Source organism: Azospirillum sp. UENF 112521, from assembly GCF_058780665.1.
The window spans coordinates 129,499-146,055 of sequence record NZ_JBSNCI010000002.1 but is presented as its reverse complement, the minus strand read 5'-3'; the positions used below and the strand labels follow the sequence as shown (position 1 = coordinate 146,055).

Below are 16,557 nucleotides of genomic sequence, written 5' to 3'. Positions count from 1 at the left end.
GCTACTCTCCACCCTCGCTGCCCACATCGTCGATCAGGGGCGACAGCCGCGCCAGCAATGCCGCCGGGTCGCCCGCCACATGCAAAATCTTGTTCCGGTCGGTGGCGCCGGCCACCACGGTCAGGCTGGTCTTGGGCAGTTTCCACGCCTTCGACAACAGTTTTATGACGGCCTCGTTGGCCTTGCCGTTTTCCGGCACCGCCGTGACCGCCAGCTTGAGCACCCGTTTGCCCTCCCCCTTCGCGTCGACCGCATCGGCCGTGCCGGTCACCGCGTTGCGCGACGCCTTGGGCGTCACCCGAAGCGCCACCCGCAGCCCGTCGGCCACCGCCTCGAAGGGGGAGGAGGATGCCACGGTCAGAAGCGCGGCCAGTATTGGGCCATCAGGTTCTGGATGAAGGAGATCGCCAGCAGCACGACGATGGGCGACAGGTCCAGCCCGCCCAGGTTGGGCAGGACGCGGCGGATCGGGCGCAGCACCGGCTCGGTGATGCGGTACAGGAAATCGCCGATCAGGTAGACCACGCGGTTGCGCGTGTTCACGATGTTGAACGCCACCAGCCAGCTGAGGATCGCCGACAGGATCAGGACCCAGAAGAACAGATCCAGGATGGTGTTGATGAGCAAATACAGCGCGATCATGCCGGGCCAGCTCCAGTGCGGTTTTTGCGACGGCCGCGCGCAGAGGGTTGCGCAGCGGGCGCCAGCCTTTTCCGGGCACCCTAAGCATAAGCGGAGAGGCCTGTCCAGTACGGCGGCCCGCCGATCGGCCGGCCGGCCTGCGGCGGATCGGCCGTCCTATGCCCCGCCCTGCGCTCCATCCCGAGCCCCCTCCGACGTCATCGCACGCACACGTCATTTTTTCTGAATCAAGCGCTTGACAGCACCCCCCGCGATGGACAATATCCGCGCCACGCCGGGGCGACGAAGACGCAACGGTGTGAGTGTGGGGCCGTAGCTCAGCTGGGAGAGCGACGCGTTCGCAATGCGTAGGTCGGGAGTTCGATCCTCCTCGGCTCCACCATTTTCCCCTTCCCTGGAAGGGTGAGACAAGTCGGTAGAAGGTCAGCGGGCGTTGCCGGGAACGGCATCTGGCCCGCTTTTTCGTTTTGGGCCTTGCGCGTTCAGCAGACGTTGCCGACGGACCCGATGGCCCGCCGGCGGTTCCGCCGCGACTGCCATTTGAATACCACTCTCTTGAAGTGCTAAGGCTTCCTCGATCCTGTATCCGACCTCATGCCGGATTATGATCTTGGCCAATAGGATGCTGTCGATCAGCACGATGCGGATGCCCAACTGGTCGGCCATCACTCTGGCCGACGCGGTGAAAGCGGAGATGGTCGCGAACAGCCCCTTGGTCGCTTCGATCAGGTTCGAGGATCAGGCTCGGGCTGCCAAAGAAGTCGCGGATCGGCTCCACTCCCCAGCGCGAGACCGCTCCGTCCCCATGCGCAGCGTTACATGTTACGATATATCTTGACGGACGCACCCGGATTTTACTATATATCTCGCAAATGGTTCGGGCTTTCTCGAACGGCGTTGAGGCTCTGGAGTGATCCAGGGCCTTTTCGCTTTTCAGGCTAGGGGAAGATTTTCAATCCGATCCCCTCATAACCTTTGACGCGGGATGTCGGGCGGTTCAGGCGAGCCATCCCGGTCAGGCCATCGGTCATCAGCTTTTTTTCCACGATGCCGAAGGCGCGGTTGAATTGATCGGGCGCCAAGACATGACGGGCGACCGGATGCGCCGCCAGATCGGCCAGTTGCAGCCCCACCGAGTTGCAAGCTTTCGACGCGAAGCGCAACTCGAAATGATGATCCCAGTCTTCATACTCATCGAGAATACGGCGGAACTGTAATTCCAAATCCCTGTCTTCCGCCTTGCCCCGCGATTCGGCGATGATATGGGTGCGCTTTCCCTGCTGCCCCTGAGCGATCAGGAAGGGATAGGTTCGTTCAAGGCAGTATTCCAAAGACAGGTGATAGGGGTTGTATGGGTTCTTGTATTTTTGCTTATGCCTGATCTTGTCGATCGCTGTGACGCAAAGGGTGAAGGGCGCTTCCTCGATTACGGCGGACAGACCATCCAAGAACGCGGTGCGCCTTCCGGCATCGCGCAACACGGCGAAATCCCCCTGCTGCTTGCGGATGTCGCGGCTGTGCAACACAGTCAGGTCGTGGCCGAACGTGTCGAACTTCAAGCTGTCGAGCGCTGGCGCGACCTTGGTCGCGTAATCCGTTTTTCGCAGGATGCAGAAGGCCAGGGCGAACAGGGGAAATTCTGGGTTGATCGAGGTCAGGTTGTGATCGCCGCTCTCGTCCACGAAGACGATAAAGTCGCTGAAATCGCTATCTGTTTGGCTCAAAATCTCATCCCCGAAGAATGCGATCCGCTTGGCCTTCACCTCGCGCCAGGATCGTTTTCTACTATGAAATCTCCCGCATAAAATGCAGAGAGAATTTCAAAATCATCTTAAAGGGGTTGGTGTGAAGGGGGCAACCACTGGGATGAATCGAGGCGCCCCCTGTGCAACAGGCAACAGTCAGGGCCTCGGCGGACACCCCAACTTCGCAATTCCAAGAGCTACCGGACCTTTCCGGCCATCTCCAGATCCTCCTCCCCGGTCAGGTGAACAAGGAAACTGATGCGCCGGCAACAGCCATTGCCGGCGGTTCCGGTGGTCCATGGGTGGTTGCGGTCGGAAATCCCGAAATGTCACCCGTTCTCCGCCAGGACCGTCCCGGCAAGGTAGAGCGAGCCGCAGATCAGCACGCGCGCCGGGCTCTGCCGGCAAGCCACCAGATCGGCCAGGGCGGCGTCCACCCCGTCGGCGGCGGCATGGTCGCGGATGCCGCAGAGATTGGCGGTCTCGCAGGATTCCTCGGCGGTGAAGCTGGCTTCCTCGCCGGGGATCGCCACCGCGCGCAGGGAATGGGTGAAGGGGGCCAGCGGCCCCAGGAACTCGAACGGATCCTTGCTGGACAGCATGCCGTAGATCAGCAGCAGCGGCAGAGGAGAGCCGCCATCCAATCCCTCATCCGCTTGCCCCGCATCCGCTTGCCCGCGCGACCAGTCGACCGCCTGGCGGGCCAGAACCTCGCCCGCCGAATCGTTGTGGCCGCCGTCCAGCCACAGCTCCCACCCCGCGGGCAGGCTCTCGGCCAGCGGGCCGCGGGTCAACCGTTGCAGGCGGGCCGGCCATTCGACGGCGGCGAGGCCTCGGCGCACCGCCTCGTCGTCCACCGCCAGCGGCAGATGGTCGAGACAGGCGATGGCGACGCCGGCATTGGTGATCTGGTGGGCGCCGGCCAGTCCGGGCATCGGCAGGTCGAGCCGCCGCTTGGCGCTCTCGAAGCGGAAACCGTCCGGACGCTCCTCGACCGACCAGCTCTGGATCGGCGCGGCGATGGCGTTGGCGCGCAGGTTCAATGCCTTCAGCGCGTCGGCTTCCGGTTGCGGCGCCAGGACCACCGGAACGCCGGGCTTGAAGATGCCGGCCTTCTCGCTGGCGATCTCCAGCAGCGAGTCGCCGAGGAACTGGCGATGATCGTAGGAGATGCGGGTGATCGCCGTCACCGCCGGCCTGTCCACCACATTGGTGGCGTCGAGCCGCCCGCCCAGGCCGGTCTCCAGCAGCACCACGTCGGCCGGCACGCGGGAGAAGGCGAGGAAGGCGGCGACAGTCGTCACCTCGAAGAAGGTGATCGGGTTGCCGGCGTTGGCGACCTCGCATTCCTCCAGCAGGGCGGCCAGATGATCGTCGTCGATCAGGCGCCCCGCAAGGCGGATGCGCTCGTGGAAGCGGACGAGATGCGGCGAGGTGTAGACATGGACGCGATGCCCGGCCGCCTCCAGCATCGCGCGCAGGAAGGCGACCGTCGATCCCTTGCCGTTGGTGCCGGCGACATGGACCACCGGCGGCAGCTTCCGCTCCGGATGGTCCAGCGCCGCCAGCAGACGGTGCACCCGGTCCAGCGACAGGTCGATGACCTTGGGGTGAAGCCCCTTCAACCGATCCAGCACCGGATCGGAACGGGTCGCCGCCAGCCTTGCGGACGGATTGGCCAGCGGGGTCGGGGCGTCGCTCATGATCGTCTCTGGTCGGATTGTCGCAGGGGTATGGACGGTCAGTCGCCGGCCTGGACCGGCTCCGCCGTAGAGGCCGGCTGGGCCGCGGTCGCCTGGGTGGCAGGCGGCAGCGGCGTGCCCGGCTGGGACACCGCCCCCTGAGGCAGCTGGACCGGCTCACCGCCGACGCCCTGGGCAACACCCTGGGCGGCGGTCAGGTCGATATCCTCGACCACCGCGTCGATCCGCGGCGTCATCAAGAGGCCGATGGTGCGGACAAGCGTCGGGCGCAGGTCGCGGCGGTGGACGACCATGTCGACCATGCCGTGCTCCAGCAGGTATTCGGACCGCTGGAACCCTTCGGGCAGGGTCTCGCGGATCGTGCTCTCGATCACGCGGGCGCCGGCGAAGCCGATCTGCGCGCCCTTCTCGGCGATGTGGATGTCGCCCAGCATGGCGAAGCTGGCGGTGACGCCGCCGGTGGTCGGGTCGGTCAGCACCACGATGTAGGGCAGGCCGGCTTCCTTGACCATCTCCACCGCGATGGTGGTGCGCGGCATCTGCATCAGCGACAGGATGCCTTCCTGCATGCGGGCGCCGCCCGAGGCCGGAACGACGATCAGCGGGGCGTTCTTCGCCACCGCCAGGCGGGCGGCGGTCAGCAGCCCCTCGCCGACGGCGATGCCCATCGACCCGCCCATGAAGCCGAAATCGAAGGCGGCGACCACGGCGGCATGGCCGCCGATGCGGCCCTCGCCGACGACGATGGCGTCGGTGCGGCCGGTCTTGGTCTGGGCTTCCTTCAGGCGGTCGGTGTAGCGCTTCTGATCGCGGAACTTCAGCGGGTCGGCGACCGACTTCGGCAGCTCGACGCCCTCATAGGCGCCGTCGTCGAACATCGTCTCCAGCCGCTTGACCGGGTCGAGCCGCATGTGGAAGCCGCAATGCTGGCAGACGTGCAGGTTCTCTTCCAGCTCGCGGTGGAACAGCATCGACTCGCAGCTCGGGCACTTGTGCCAGAGGTTGTCGGGCACTTCCTTGCGGGCATAGAGCGCGCGGATCTTGGGACGGACGTAGTTGGTAAGCCAGTTCATGGAACGCCTTTCAACGACATGGCGGTACGCCGAAGCCCGGCGGCGGCCGGACATCGGGTCCGTGCCGCACCGGGCTCTTCAGCCGGTCGTCGCCATGAGCGATCGTGTTGCAGGTGTCGTAAAGCGGTTTGCCGTCGTTGTAAACCGTCCGTCCCTCAGCCCCGCGCCGCGCGCACGCCCTTGGCAAGCTCGCCGACGAAGCCCAGAACGTCCTCGACCGTGCCCGGCCTGACGCTGCCGGCCCCGTCAACTCCATCGGCCAGCCCATCGGCCAGACGGGTGACGATGGCGGAGCCGACCACGGCGGCGTCGGCAACGCGGGCGACCTCGGCGGCCTGGTCCGGCGTCTTGATGCCGAAGCCGACGGCGACCGGCAGGCCGGTGTGGCGCTTCAGCCGGGCGACCGCCGCGTCGATGGCGGTGTTGGACGCGCTGGCGGTGCCGGTGATGCCGGCGATCGACACGTAATAGACGAAGCCCGAGGTGTTGCGCATCACGGCGGGCATGCGCGCCTCGTCGGTGGTCGGCGTGGTCAGGCGGACGAAGCTGACGCCGGCCTTCAGCGCCGGGAGGCACAGCTCCTCGTCCTCTTCCGGCGGCAGGTCGACGACGATCAGGCCATCCACCCCGGCTTCGCGCGCGGCGGCCAGGAAGGGCTCCACCCCATAGGCGTGGATCGGGTTGAAATAGCCCATCAGGATGATCGGGGTGTCGGCATCCAGCTTGCGGAAGCCGCGGACCATCTCCAGCGTCCTGCGCACCGTCATCCCGGCCTTCAACGCGCGCAGCGAGGAGGCCTGGATCGCCGGGCCGTCGGCCATCGGGTCGGTGAAGGGCATGCCCAGCTCGATCAGGTCGGCGCCGGCGGCCGGCAGGCCGTTCAGCACCGCCTGGGACACGGCGGGATCGGGATCACCGGCGGTGATGAAGGTGACCAGGCCGGCGCGGCCTTCCGCCTTCAGCGCGGCAAAACGGCGGGCGATGCGGCCGTCGGCCAGGACGTCCACGCTCTTCATGACGGCACTCTCCACGGCGCTCACAGTTCCACTCCCAGATGCTTGGCGACGGAGAAGATGTCCTTGTCGCCGCGGCCCGACAGGCACAGCACCATCAGGTGGTCCTTGGGCAGGGTCGGCGCGCGCTTGATCACCTCGGCAAGGCCGTGGGCGGATTCGAGCGCCGGGATGATGCCCTCGGTGCGGGCGCAGAGCTGGAAGGCGTCCAGCGCCTCCTGGTCGGTGGCATAGGCGTAGTCGACGCGGCCGACGTCATGCAGCCAGCTGTGCTCCGGCCCGATACCGGGATAGTCGAGACCGGCGGAGATCGAGTGGCCTTCGAGGATCTGGCCGTCCTCGTCCTGCAGCAGATAGGTGCGGTTGCCGTGCAGAACGCCGGGACGGCCGCCGTTGATCGAGGCGGCATGGTCGAGCGGCCCCTTCTCGATGCCGCGGCCGGCGGCCTCGACGCCGATCATCTGCACCGAGGGATCGTCGAGGAAGGGGTGGAACAGGCCGATGGCGTTGGAGCCGCCGCCGACGCAGGCGACCAGGCTGTCGGGCAGCCGGCCTTCCAGCTCCTGCATCTGGGTGCGCACCTCGTCGCCGATCACCGACTGGAAGTCGCGGACCATGGCGGGATAGGGGTGCGGGCCGGCGGCGGTGCCGATGATGTAGAAGGTGTCGGAAACGTTGGTGACCCAGTCGCGCAGCGCCTCGTTCATCGCGTCCTTCAGCGTGCCGCTGCCGGACGTCACCGGCCGGACCTCGGCGCCGAGCAGCTTCATGCGGAAGACGTTGGGCTGCTGGCGGGCGATGTCGGTCTCGCCCATGTAGATGACGCAGGGCATGTTGTAGAGCGCGCAGACCGTCGCGGTCGCCACGCCATGCTGGCCGGCGCCCGTCTCGGCGATGATGCGGGTCTTGCCCATGCGCCGGGCCAGCAGGATCTGGCCGATGCAGTTGTTGATCTTGTGCGCGCCGGTGTGGTTCAGCTCCTCGCGCTTGAAGTAGATCTTGGCGCCGCCCAGCTGTTCGGTCAGGCGTTCCGCGTAATAGAGCGGGTTGGGCCGGCCGACATACTGCTTCAGCTGCTGGCGCATCTCCCCTTCGAAGGCGGGATCGGCGCGTGCGTCGCGATAGGCCTTCTCGACCTCCAGGATCAGGGGCATCAGCGTCTCGGCGACGAAGCGGCCGCCAAAGATTCCGAAATGCCCGCGCTCGTCGGGACCGGAGCGGTAGGTGTTCAGTTTGGTCATCGTCTGCGGCACTGCCTGAAGTCGAAGGGAAGCTGTTTGTCAGGTGGGCGGCATCGGGTCCGGACACCGGCCAAGCGCGACACCATACCGGCGGGACGCGCCGATTTGAAGCGCCGGACGGCGGGACTCCGTGAATACCACCCGTCCGCATACATGGAGCGGGGCTTTGCAGCGGCAAGGCCGCGCCCTATACACTGGCGCCTTCCTCATTGCGGAGCATGCGTGCGATGACTGAGCGGACGCCGCCGTCGCTTCTCCCCACGGACGGTCAGCCGGCGCCCTGCCGGATTCTGGTGGTGGAGGACAGTCCGCTGAACCAGATGCTGGTCACCGCCATCCTGGCGCAGGCCGGGCACCGCGCCGACACCGCCAACAACGGGCTGGAGGCGGTGATGGCGGCGCAGGCCGGCGGCTACGACCTGATCCTGATGGACCTGTCGATGCCGGAGATGGACGGGCTGACCGCCACCCGCCTGCTGCGCGAGCTGCCGGGGCCGGCCGGCCGGGTGCCGGTGGTGGCGATGACCGCCGACACCGAAGAGGCCGACCGCATCCGCTGCCAGAATGCCGGCATGAACGACCATGTCGCCAAGCCGGTCGACCGGCTGCTGCTGCTGGAGACGGTGGAGAAATGGCTGCGCATCGCGACGGCGCAGGCATCGGCGGACCCGGACATGCCGGCCGGCTTCGGCCTCTGCGCATCGGCCGCGCCGGCGGAGGCGGGGGAGGTGCTGGACCGCGAGGTGCTGGCCCAGCTGGCGCAGGATCTGGATGCGGAACTGCTGACCGACGTGCTGCGGCAGTTCGTGGAGGAGACCCGCGAACGGGTGGCGCGCATCGCCGGGGAGACCGACCGCGCCATCCTGACGCGCGAGGCGCACACGCTGAAAAGCACCGCCGGGACCTTCGGCGCCACCACCCTGTGCAGCGCCGCCCGCGCGCTGGAGATGGCCTGCCGGGCATCGCCGGCGGAGCGGGAGGAGGCCGGAAAAACGGCTGGGGACGGGTCGGCGGACGCGGTGGAGAGGCTGCGCGGCGACATTCCCCGGCTGGCCGGGGACGCCATCGCGGCCTACCGCGCCGCCGGGTATCCGGTCTGATTCAGCGCGGGCCCGTCACTCGACGACGCTGATGTTCACGGCGGAGTCCTTGCCGTTGTCGCCGCGGGCGACCTCGAACTGGACACGCTGGCCCTCCGACAGGGCATGCAGGCCGGAGCGCTGAACCGCGGTGATGTGCACGAACACGTCCTTTGAACCGGCCTCCGGCGCGATGAAGCCGTAACCTTTGGTGGTGTTGAACCATTTTACGGTACCGTTGGTCATGGGCCTCCCCTTTGGTCACTGCAAGACAAGTCTTTGGCAAACGGCTGGGTCCAAGATCGCCGGCATCGGCCGCGCCGTGAGGCCTGCCGGGCAAGCGGAACCAAGACATTGTGCGGGGAGGCTAGCCGCATGCTGTGGTTGCGGGCAATTCCATCTCACGGCATAGGACGAACGACGGCCAAATCCGGAGTGGAATTACGACCAAGGCGACGGAGCTTTGTCGAAGGGTATTAGCCCGTTTCTTGGCGGATTCCAGGCGTGAGGCGGATTTTCTTGCCGAAATAAAGGGTTAGATCAAAGCCGGTCTGATGCGTCGGTCCGGTCGCCGGCCGAGGCTACAGCTTCCCCTCGGCCTGCCAGGCCAGACGCTTGCGGTAGATCGTGGAGGCGCTGATCTGCAGCAGGGCGGCGGCGCGCGGAATGTTGCCGTCACAGGCCGCGATGGCGTCCTCGATGGCGTCCTTCTCGACCTCCCACAGCGGCTTGATGGCGTCGGGGGAGAGCGGGACATGGGGCCGCGGGGCTGCGGCGCCGCCGGCCGGCGCGGCGGCGGCCAGCACCTGCAACGGCTGCGGCGTGCCGAGAGGCGACGGCAGCATCTCGGGCGTCACGGTGTCGCCGTCATGCAGGACCGCGACGATGCGCACGACATTCTGCAATTGGCGGACGTTGCCCGGCCAGTGGTAGTGGCGCAGCGCATGTTCGGTCTGGGGCGAGAAGCGGGTGAAGCCCTTCTTCTCCTCCTTGGCGAACTCGGCCAGATAGTGGCGGGCGATCTCCAGCACGTCGTCCTCGCGCTCGCGCAGCGGCGGCAGATGGATGGGGATGACGTGCAGGCGGTAATAGAGATCCTCGCGGAACCGCCCCTCCTCCACCTCGCGCAGGGGATCGCGGTTGGTGGCGCAGACGATGCGCAGGTCGACCTTCTCCAGCTTCGACCCGCCGACGGGGGTGAAGGTGCCGGTCTGGATGAAGCGCAGCAGCTTGGTCTGGAGATCGGGCGCCAGCTCGCAGATCTCGTCCAGGAACAGGGTGCCGCCGTCGGCGCGGGCCGCCGCCCCCTCGCGGTCGGACACCGCCCCGGTGAAGCTGCCCTTCACATGGCCGAAGATCTCGCTTTCCATGAGATCCTTCGGGATGGCGCCGCAGTTGATGGCGATGAAGGGGCGGGCCGCCCGCTGGCTCTGGCGGTGGATCGCCTCGGCGCAGACCTCCTTGCCGGTGCCGGACTCGCCGGTGATGAAGACGGTGGCGCGCGAGGAGGCGGCGCTGTCGACGATGCGGTAGACCGCCTGCATCGCCAGCGACGAGCCGATGAAGCCGTGGTAGCGGGCGCGGTTCAGGTCCTTCTCGAAGGTGTCGACCAGCTGGGCCAGCCGCAGCCGCTCCATCGCGTTGCGGACCGTCACCACCAGCCGGTCGGCGGAGAAGGGCTTCACCAGGAAATCGTAGGCACCGTAGCGCATCGCCTCCACCGCCGCCTTCACCGAGCCGTGGGCGGTGATGACGATGACGGCGCAGGGCAGCGCCTGGGCGTCGATGCGTTTCAGCACCTCCATCCCGTTCATGTCCGGCAGCTGCAAATCCAGCAGAACCACCATCGGCGCGCCGTCGTTCAGCTGCGCCAGCGCGTCGGCCCCGGTTTCCACCGAGATGACGGCGTGGGATTCCTTTTTCAGGTATTCTGCATAGACACGGGCCAGCGAGGGCGTGTCTTCGATCAGCAGGACGGGGATGGAACCTGGCGGCATGCTGTGTGCGACACGCGAAGGTAGGGACGGGACAGCTCCTATTGTCTAACAGATAATTCTGAAAATCCCACCCCTCCGCGCATGCGCACGGTCACGAACGGATCGAAATCGTCGCCGGACCGGAAATGTCGCGGCCCGGCCGCTTGCCGGGGGCGGCGCGATGAACTATCAGCAGCGGGCATGAGGCGTCGGGAAGCGGGTCTTGGGAAACGGGCGCCGGAAAGAGGGGGGTTCGCATGGCCGATCACGCCAGTCTGGCCGGCAAGCGCGTTCTGCTGGTCATCGCCGGCGGCATCGCCGCCTACAAGAGCCTGGAGCTGATCCGCCGCCTGCGCGAGCGCGGCGTGACGGTGCGGGCGGTGCTGACCGAGGCCGGCGCCCGCTTCGTCACCCCGTTGTCGGTACAGGCGCTGACCGAGGATACCGTCTACCGCGACCTGTGGTCGCTGACCGACGAGTCGGAGATGGGCCACATCCGCCTGTCGCGCGAGGCCGACCTGCTGGTCGTGGCGCCGGCCACCGCCAACCTGCTGGCGCGGATGGCCGCCGGCATGGCCGACGATCTGGCCGCCACCGTGCTGCTGGCCACCGACAAGCCGGTGCTGGTCGCCCCCGCCATGAATGTGCGGATGTGGCAGCATGCCGCGACCCAGGCCAACATGGCGCTGCTTGAAAGCCGCGGCGTGCTGCGCGTCGGCCCCAACGAGGGCGTGATGGCCTGCAACGAATACGGTCCCGGCCGCATGGCCGAGCCGATGGAGATCGTCGACGCCATCGCCGGTTTCTTCGCGCAAGCCTCCCACCGGCCGCTCGCCGGACGCCGCGCCATCGTCACCAGCGGCCCGACCCACGAGCCGATCGACCCGGTGCGCTACATCGCCAACCGCTCGTCCGGCAAGCAGGGCCATGCCATCGCCGCGGCTCTGGCGACGCTGGGAGCCGAGGTGACGCTGGTCAGCGGCCCGACCCGCCTGCCCGACCCGGCCGGATGCCGCGTCACCCATATCGAGACGGCGCGCGAGATGCTGGCGGCCTGCGAGGCGGCCTTGCCGGCCGACATCGCCGTCTGCGCCGCCGCGGTGGCGGACTGGCGCGTCGACGGTGCCGGCGACCGCAAGCTGAAGAAGGACGGCGGCGGCCCGCCGGCCCTGGCGCTGACCGAGAACCCCGACATCCTCGCCACCCTGTCCCGCCCCGGCGACCGCCGCCCGGCGCTGGTCGTCGGCTTCGCGGCGGAAACCGGCGACGTGCTGGCCTATGCCACCGCCAAGCGCGCCCGCAAGGGCTGCGACTGGATCGTCGCCAACGACGTCTCCCCCGGCACCGGCACCTTCGGCGGCAGCGACAACACCGTCCACCTGATCCGTGCCGACGGCGTCGAGTCCTGGCCCACCATGGCCAAGGACGCCGTCGCCTCCCGGCTGGCCCAGGCGGTGGCGGAGCATTTCACCGAGACCCTCAAGGCGAAGTAGCGTCTACCCGGCGACCGTCCGGCCATCCGACCACAGGAACCGCATCATGTCCCCCGCCCCGACTCCCACCGTCGCCTTCCTCCGCCTGCCCGGCAACGACGACCTGCCGCTGCCCTCCTACGCGACCGAAGGTGCGGCCGGGTTCGACCTGCGCGCCGCGGTGCCGGCGGACGCCCCCGTCACGCTGGAGCCCGGCAAGCGGGTGCTGGTGCCGACCGGCTTCGCCGTCGGGCTGCCGGCGGGGTGGGAGATGCAGATCAGGCCGCGCTCCGGGCTGGCGGTGAAGAACGGCGTCACCGTGCTGAACACGCCGGGCACCGTCGATTGCGACTACCGCGGGCCGGTCGGCGTCTGCCTGGTCAATCTGGGCGAGGAGCCCTTCGCCATCGCCCGCGGCGACCGCATCGCCCAGGCGGTGATCGCCGAGGCGCCCCAGGCGGTGCTGGTCGAGGTCGCCTCGCTGGACGAGACCGCGCGCGGCACCGGCGGCTTCGGGTCCACCGGCGTCGCCTGAAGGCCCGTCCCCCGACTGAAACCCCGCCCGCGACTTCGCCCCACCCCTCCCCCGCTTTCTATGGCATGATCGGCATGCTGATGGGGGTGGATCGGCAACGGGCGAGGGGGTGGGCATGCGAAGTCCCCGGCGGAACCTGGGGCTCAATCTGGGGCGGAGCGTGGCGTTCCGCATCCTGGCGGGGTTGACGGTCATCGGCGGGCTGGCCGCGGCGACCAGCGTCGTCGCCGTCTCGCTGTTCTCCCGCTTCCACCAGGGTTACGAGCAGATCGCCACCGCCAAGGTGCCGGGGCTGGTCGCCGCCGCCCAGCTGGTGCAGCAGAGCGGCGCCGTCGCCGCCATCGCCCCCGCCCTGGTCGCCGCCCAGGACCAGACCGCGCGCGAAGCGGTGATGGCGCGGATGGGCGACCAGATCGTCCGGCTGGAACAGCTGATGGCCCGGCTGATCGCCCATGGCGGCGCCGTGCGCTTCGCCGATCAGCCCGGCGCCAGGACGGACGGCAGGGCCGGCAACAGCCGGGCCGAAAGCAACAGGGCGGAAAACAGTCGGGCGGATCTGGGCGAGCTGGACCGCCGCAAGAACGAGCTGGTCGGCACGCTGCTGACCCTGAACGCCCAGGTCCGGCAGCAGCTGGCCCTGACCGCCGAGACCAGCGCCCGCGCCCAGGCGCTGGCCACCCTGACCGGCCGGCTGGGCGCCGCCGAGTCGCAGGAGGCCGAAGGCGCCTGGACCATGGAGCTGCGGGCCGGGGATCAAGCCTCCTTGCCCGATGCCGAGGCGGCGGAGCGCAGCCGCGCGGCGCTGGAGCGCTGGCGCCGCGAGCTGACCGGCGCGGCGACCACGCTGCTGGCGGCGCTGCGCGCCGACCGCGACAGCCAGCTGGACCGTCTCCAGGCCGACACCCGCACCGCGCTGGACAATGCCGCGGAGGCGCTGGCACTGCTGCCGGCCGGACAGGCCGCCCGGCTGGAGCCGTTGCAGCGCGAGCTGGTGGAGCAGGCGTCCGGCCGCTCGCCGCTGTTCTCCCTGCGCGAGGCGGAGCTGTCGCTGCAACGGGCGATCAAGCGGTCGGCCGCGCGCAACCAGGCGGTCTCCGACCAGCTGGTCGGCATCGTCTCCGACTATTTCCTGGCGGTGGAGCAGGATGTCGCCCACCGGTCCGGCGAGTTCGAGCGGGTGATCCGCGACGGCGAGCGGGCGGTGATCGCCATGGCCGTGCTGTCGATCCTGGGTGCCGCCGCCATCTTCGCCTACATCCACCGCAATGTGGTGGCGCGGCTGCGCCGCCTGCGCAGCGCCATGCAGGCGGTGGAGACGGCCGAGCCGGCCAAGATGCCGGGCCTGATGCCCGGCACGATGCCCGATCCGCTGTCCCATCTGGACCTGCCGGCCGCCACCCCGTCCGGCAGCCGGGACGAGATCGGCGAGATGGCGCGCGCGCTGTCCTATTTCGTCACCACCATCCGCGCCCGGGAAAGCGCGCTGGCCGACGGCGAGCGCCGGCTGCGCACCATCCTGGAACAGAGCCCGGTCGGCGTCTCCATCGGCCGCGCCGACGGCAGCGTCGCCTTCGCCAACGCCCGTGCCGCCGAGCTGGCCGGCCGGCCGCCGGAGGATTTCATCGGCAGCCGCCACGCGCTGGCCCTGCCCGGCGCCAGCATCAGCCGGGGCGGAACCGGGCAGGACTGGGAGGCGGAGAGCGGCGGCGTGCTGGTGCGCGATGCCGAGGTTGCGGTCGACCGCCCCGACGGCAGCCGGGTCTGGGCCTTGCAGACGCTCCAGCGCACCAGCTTCGAGGGCGAGCCGGCGGTGCTGGCCTGGAGCACCGACATCACCGCGCGCAAGCAGGCGGAGGAAGCGCTGCGCAGCGCCAAGGAGCAGGCGGAGATCGCCGCCCGGTCCAAGGCCGAATTCCTAGCGACGATGAGCCACGAGATCCGCACGCCGATGAACGGCGTGCTGGGCATGCTGGAGCTGATGGCCCTGACCCCGCTGGACGAGGAGCAGCGCACGCTGGTCTCGACCATGCGCGACAGCGGGGCGGCCCTGCTGCGGATCATCGACGACATCCTGGATTTGTCGAAGATCGAGGCGGGCAAGCTGGAGCTGGAGGAGCTGGAGCTGCGCCCGGCCGATCTGGTCGAGGGGGTGTCGGACCTGCTGGCGCCCCAGGCCCACCAGAAGGGGCTGGCGCTGATCTGCGCCATCGACCGGTCGGTGCCGGACCGGCTGCGCGGCGATTCCGGCCGGCTGCGCCAGATCCTGTTCAACCTGACCGGCAACGCCATCAAGTTCACCGACCGCGGCCGGGTGGTGCTGCGCGTCGGCACCGCAGGCCCCGACGATGCCGACCCAGCAAAGCCGGGCCATGTCCGCCTGCATGTGGCGGTGGAGGACACCGGGATCGGCATCGGGCCGGAGGGGCAGGCCCGGCTGTTCCAGCCCTTCAGCCAGGCCGACAGCTCCACCACCCGCCGGTTCGGCGGCACCGGGCTGGGGCTGGCGATCTGCACCCGGCTGATCGAGCGGATGGGCGGGCGGATCGGCGTCACGTCGGTGCCCGGCGCCGGATCCACCTTCTGGTTCACGGTGGAGCTGCCGCGTGCGCCGGAAGCCCTGCCGGCGCCGTCCTCCACGCCGCTGGACGGCCTGCCGGTCCTCGTCGCCGACGAGGACGAGGTGCAGCGCGCGGTGCTGGCCTGCTATCTCGAGCAGGGCGGGGCGACGGTGACGGTCTCCTCTTCGGTGGCGGACGCGGCATCGAAGCTGGGGCGGGGCGGCTTCGGGCTGCTGGTGACGACGACGGCGCTGGCCGGACGGCTGGACCCGCTGGCCGGCGCCTGCGCTCCGGGATTGCCGCGTCTCCTGCTCGGCGACGGGCGGACGGCAGGCAGTGGGGCGGCAGGCGGCGGGGCGGTCGCCTCTCCCCACACCGCGTCCGGGGTGGCGGCCGGGGCGGCGGCAGGACTGGTGCAGCCGGTCCACCGCGCCGCCCTGATCCGCGCCGCGGCCACACTGACCGGCCGCACGGCCCCTGATGCCGCCGGCGCGGAGCCGGCCTATCCGCCGCCGGAGCGCAATGCCGGTGCCGCGGCGCCTGGACCGGCGGACTCGGCCGGCCACGGCCCCATCCTGGTGGCGGAGGACCATCCGACCAACCAGCAGGTCGTGCTGCGCCAGCTGCGCCGTCTCGGCTATGCGGCGGAGCTGGCGGCCGACGGCGAGCAGGCGCTGGCGGCCTGGCGCGCCGGCCGGCACCGGCTGATCGTCACCGACTGCCATATGCCGGTGATGGACGGCTACGAGCTTGCCCGCCGCATCCGGGCGGAGGAACGGGACGGGCGCCGGCGCACCCCCATCGTCGCCATGACCGCCAATGCCCTGTCCGGCGAGATGGAGCGCTGTCTGGCCGCCGGGATGGACGACTACCTCGCCAAGCCGGTGACGCTGGCGCAGCTGTCCCATATGCTGGTCCTCTGGCTGGAGGCCCGCCCCCTGCCCCTCCCCCTGCCGGCGGAGGCGCCGGCACCGGCTCCGATACCCGCTCCGGCGGCCGCGGAGGAGGTGCTCCCGGTTCTCGACCTCGACCATGTGCGGGAAACTTTCGGCGGCATGGATAACGGCGGCCTGGATGACGGCACGCTCGACATGATGGACTTCTTCATCGAGACGACGCGTCCGACGCTGGAGCGGGTGCGCCACGCGCTCGACGCCGGCGACCGCGAGGAGGCGCGGGCCGCCGCCCATTCGGCCGCCGGGGCGGCGCGGACCGCCGGGGCGAAGGCGCTGGCCGCCGCCTGCACGGCGCTCGAACGCGCCATCGTCGAGGGGCGCGAGACGGACGCGGCCCGCCATGCCCAGACCATGGCTGCGGCCTTTCCCGAGGTCGAAAAGGCGATTTGCGCCCTGCGCCACACGAAAGAGACGGTGCCCAGCCCGGAAGAGAGCATGGCGTGACCGGACGTGTTGGAGCGAAATCTACCTGGGCGGGAACGGCAATCCGAAAAGGCGCAAGGTCGGCGGGTGTCGCTTGTCGGTGGGAAAGGGCTGAACTACTCTGCGCATCTTGAATCATTC

14 protein-coding genes and 1 tRNA gene are annotated in these 16,557 nt (G+C 69.1%); 5 read left to right on the top strand and 10 right to left on the bottom strand.

All coding sequences use genetic code 11. The features are described 5' to 3' along the window. Position 1: 1 nt before the first annotated feature. Both ACWPN8_RS02825 and ACWPN8_RS02820 read right to left on the bottom strand, forming a co-directional pair. On the bottom strand, positions 2-355 hold the full coding sequence (locus ACWPN8_RS02825; protein ID WP_174474097.1) for a DUF167 family protein: 354 nt from the start codon (positions 353-355) through the stop codon (positions 2-4). A gap of 2 nt (positions 356-357) precedes the next feature. Further along, entirely contained in the window at positions 358-642 is a 285-nt protein-coding gene (locus tag ACWPN8_RS02820) for a YggT family protein (RefSeq protein WP_492239846.1), read from the bottom strand. 306 nt (positions 643-948) lie between these two features. On the opposite strand from ACWPN8_RS02820, the gene ACWPN8_RS02815 reads away from it, so the two are divergent. Further along, positions 949-1,024, top strand: a tRNA-Ala gene (locus tag ACWPN8_RS02815). A 41-nt stretch (positions 1,025-1,065) separates the two neighbouring features. Here the strand turns inward: ACWPN8_RS02815 and ACWPN8_RS02810 are convergent. From ACWPN8_RS02810 to trpB, 6 genes are all read right to left on the bottom strand, one after another. Then, a complete protein-coding gene (locus ACWPN8_RS02810; protein ID WP_492239845.1) occupies positions 1,066-1,308 on the bottom strand; it encodes a hypothetical protein in 243 nt (80 codons plus the stop codon). A 272-nt stretch (positions 1,309-1,580) separates the two neighbouring features. Beyond that, a complete protein-coding gene (locus tag ACWPN8_RS02805) occupies positions 1,581-2,405 on the bottom strand; it encodes a DUF3800 domain-containing protein (protein WP_492239844.1) in 825 nt (274 codons plus the stop codon). A gap of 311 nt (positions 2,406-2,716) precedes the next feature. Beyond that, positions 2,717-4,090 (bottom strand): bifunctional folylpolyglutamate synthase/dihydrofolate synthase, encoded by a 1,374-nt coding sequence (locus tag ACWPN8_RS02800; protein ID WP_492239843.1) that lies wholly within the window; start codon positions 4,088-4,090, stop codon positions 2,717-2,719. 38 nt (positions 4,091-4,128) lie between these two features. Further along, complete coding sequence (accD, locus tag ACWPN8_RS02795) at positions 4,129-5,163, bottom strand: acetyl-CoA carboxylase, carboxyltransferase subunit beta (RefSeq protein WP_109095892.1); 1,035 nt, start codon at positions 5,161-5,163, stop codon at positions 4,129-4,131. A 155-nt stretch (positions 5,164-5,318) separates the two neighbouring features. Beyond that, positions 5,319-6,179, bottom strand: coding sequence for a tryptophan synthase subunit alpha (trpA, locus tag ACWPN8_RS02790; RefSeq protein ID WP_109095893.1), 861 nt, complete (start codon positions 6,177-6,179; stop codon positions 5,319-5,321). Between the two features lie 20 nt (positions 6,180-6,199). Beyond that, positions 6,200-7,417 carry a tryptophan synthase subunit beta gene (gene trpB / locus ACWPN8_RS02785; protein WP_109095894.1) on the bottom strand — a complete coding sequence of 406 codons (1,218 nt, stop codon included), beginning with the start codon at positions 7,415-7,417 and terminating at the stop codon, positions 6,200-6,202. Between the two features lie 227 nt (positions 7,418-7,644). On the opposite strand from trpB, the gene ACWPN8_RS02780 reads away from it, so the two are divergent. Then, positions 7,645-8,517: a response regulator gene (locus ACWPN8_RS02780; RefSeq protein WP_492239842.1), complete on the top strand. Its 873-nt coding sequence runs from the start codon at positions 7,645-7,647 to the stop codon at positions 8,515-8,517. Between the two features lie 15 nt (positions 8,518-8,532). Here the strand turns inward: ACWPN8_RS02780 and ACWPN8_RS02775 are convergent, their stop codons facing one another. Both ACWPN8_RS02775 and ACWPN8_RS02770 read right to left on the bottom strand, forming a co-directional pair. Next, on the bottom strand, positions 8,533-8,742 hold the full coding sequence (locus ACWPN8_RS02775) for a cold-shock protein (RefSeq protein WP_109095896.1): 210 nt from the start codon (positions 8,740-8,742) through the stop codon (positions 8,533-8,535). A 335-nt stretch (positions 8,743-9,077) separates the two neighbouring features. After that, positions 9,078-10,493, bottom strand: a complete 1,416-nt coding sequence (locus ACWPN8_RS02770) for a sigma-54-dependent transcriptional regulator (RefSeq protein ID WP_109095897.1) — start codon at positions 10,491-10,493, stop codon at positions 9,078-9,080. A gap of 236 nt (positions 10,494-10,729) precedes the next feature. On the opposite strand from ACWPN8_RS02770, the gene coaBC reads away from it, so the two are divergent. From coaBC to ACWPN8_RS02755, 3 genes are all read left to right on the top strand, one after another. Further along, positions 10,730-11,965, top strand: coding sequence for a bifunctional phosphopantothenoylcysteine decarboxylase/phosphopantothenate--cysteine ligase CoaBC (gene coaBC, locus ACWPN8_RS02765; protein WP_492239841.1), 1,236 nt, complete (start codon positions 10,730-10,732; stop codon positions 11,963-11,965). A 46-nt stretch (positions 11,966-12,011) separates the two neighbouring features. Next, complete coding sequence (dut, locus tag ACWPN8_RS02760; protein ID WP_109095899.1) at positions 12,012-12,479, top strand: dUTP diphosphatase; 468 nt, start codon at positions 12,012-12,014, stop codon at positions 12,477-12,479. A gap of 160 nt (positions 12,480-12,639) precedes the next feature. Next, entirely contained in the window at positions 12,640-16,437 is a 3,798-nt protein-coding gene (locus ACWPN8_RS02755; RefSeq protein WP_492239840.1) for a hybrid sensor histidine kinase/response regulator, read from the top strand. Positions 16,438-16,557 lie beyond the last annotated feature (120 nt).

Bases quoted from the DNA above. Each gene is read 5' to 3' on its own strand.
- ACWPN8_RS02820 (WP_492239846.1), bottom strand. From the start codon at position 642: ATGATCGCGCTGTATTTGCTCATCAACACCATCCTGGATCTGTTCTTC.
- ACWPN8_RS02810 (WP_492239845.1), bottom strand. From the start codon at position 1,308: ATGGCCGACCAGTTGGGCATCCGCATCGTGCTGATCGACAGCATCCTA.
- ACWPN8_RS02800 (WP_492239843.1), bottom strand. From the start codon at position 4,090: ATGAGCGACGCCCCGACCCCGCTGGCCAATCCGTCCGCAAGGCTGGCG.
- accD (WP_109095892.1), bottom strand. From the start codon at position 5,163: ATGAACTGGCTTACCAACTACGTCCGTCCCAAGATCCGCGCGCTCTAT.
- trpA (WP_109095893.1), bottom strand. From the start codon at position 6,179: ATGAAGAGCGTGGACGTCCTGGCCGACGGCCGCATCGCCCGCCGTTTT.
- trpB (WP_109095894.1), bottom strand. From the start codon at position 7,417: ATGACCAAACTGAACACCTACCGCTCCGGTCCCGACGAGCGCGGGCAT.
- ACWPN8_RS02780 (WP_492239842.1), top strand. From the start codon at position 7,645: ATGACTGAGCGGACGCCGCCGTCGCTTCTCCCCACGGACGGTCAGCCG.
- ACWPN8_RS02775 (WP_109095896.1), bottom strand. From the start codon at position 8,742: ATGACCAACGGTACCGTAAAATGGTTCAACACCACCAAAGGTTACGGC.
- ACWPN8_RS02770 (WP_109095897.1), bottom strand. From the start codon at position 10,493: ATGCCGCCAGGTTCCATCCCCGTCCTGCTGATCGAAGACACGCCCTCG.
- coaBC (WP_492239841.1), top strand. From the start codon at position 10,730: ATGGCCGATCACGCCAGTCTGGCCGGCAAGCGCGTTCTGCTGGTCATC.
- dut (WP_109095899.1), top strand. From the start codon at position 12,012: ATGTCCCCCGCCCCGACTCCCACCGTCGCCTTCCTCCGCCTGCCCGGC.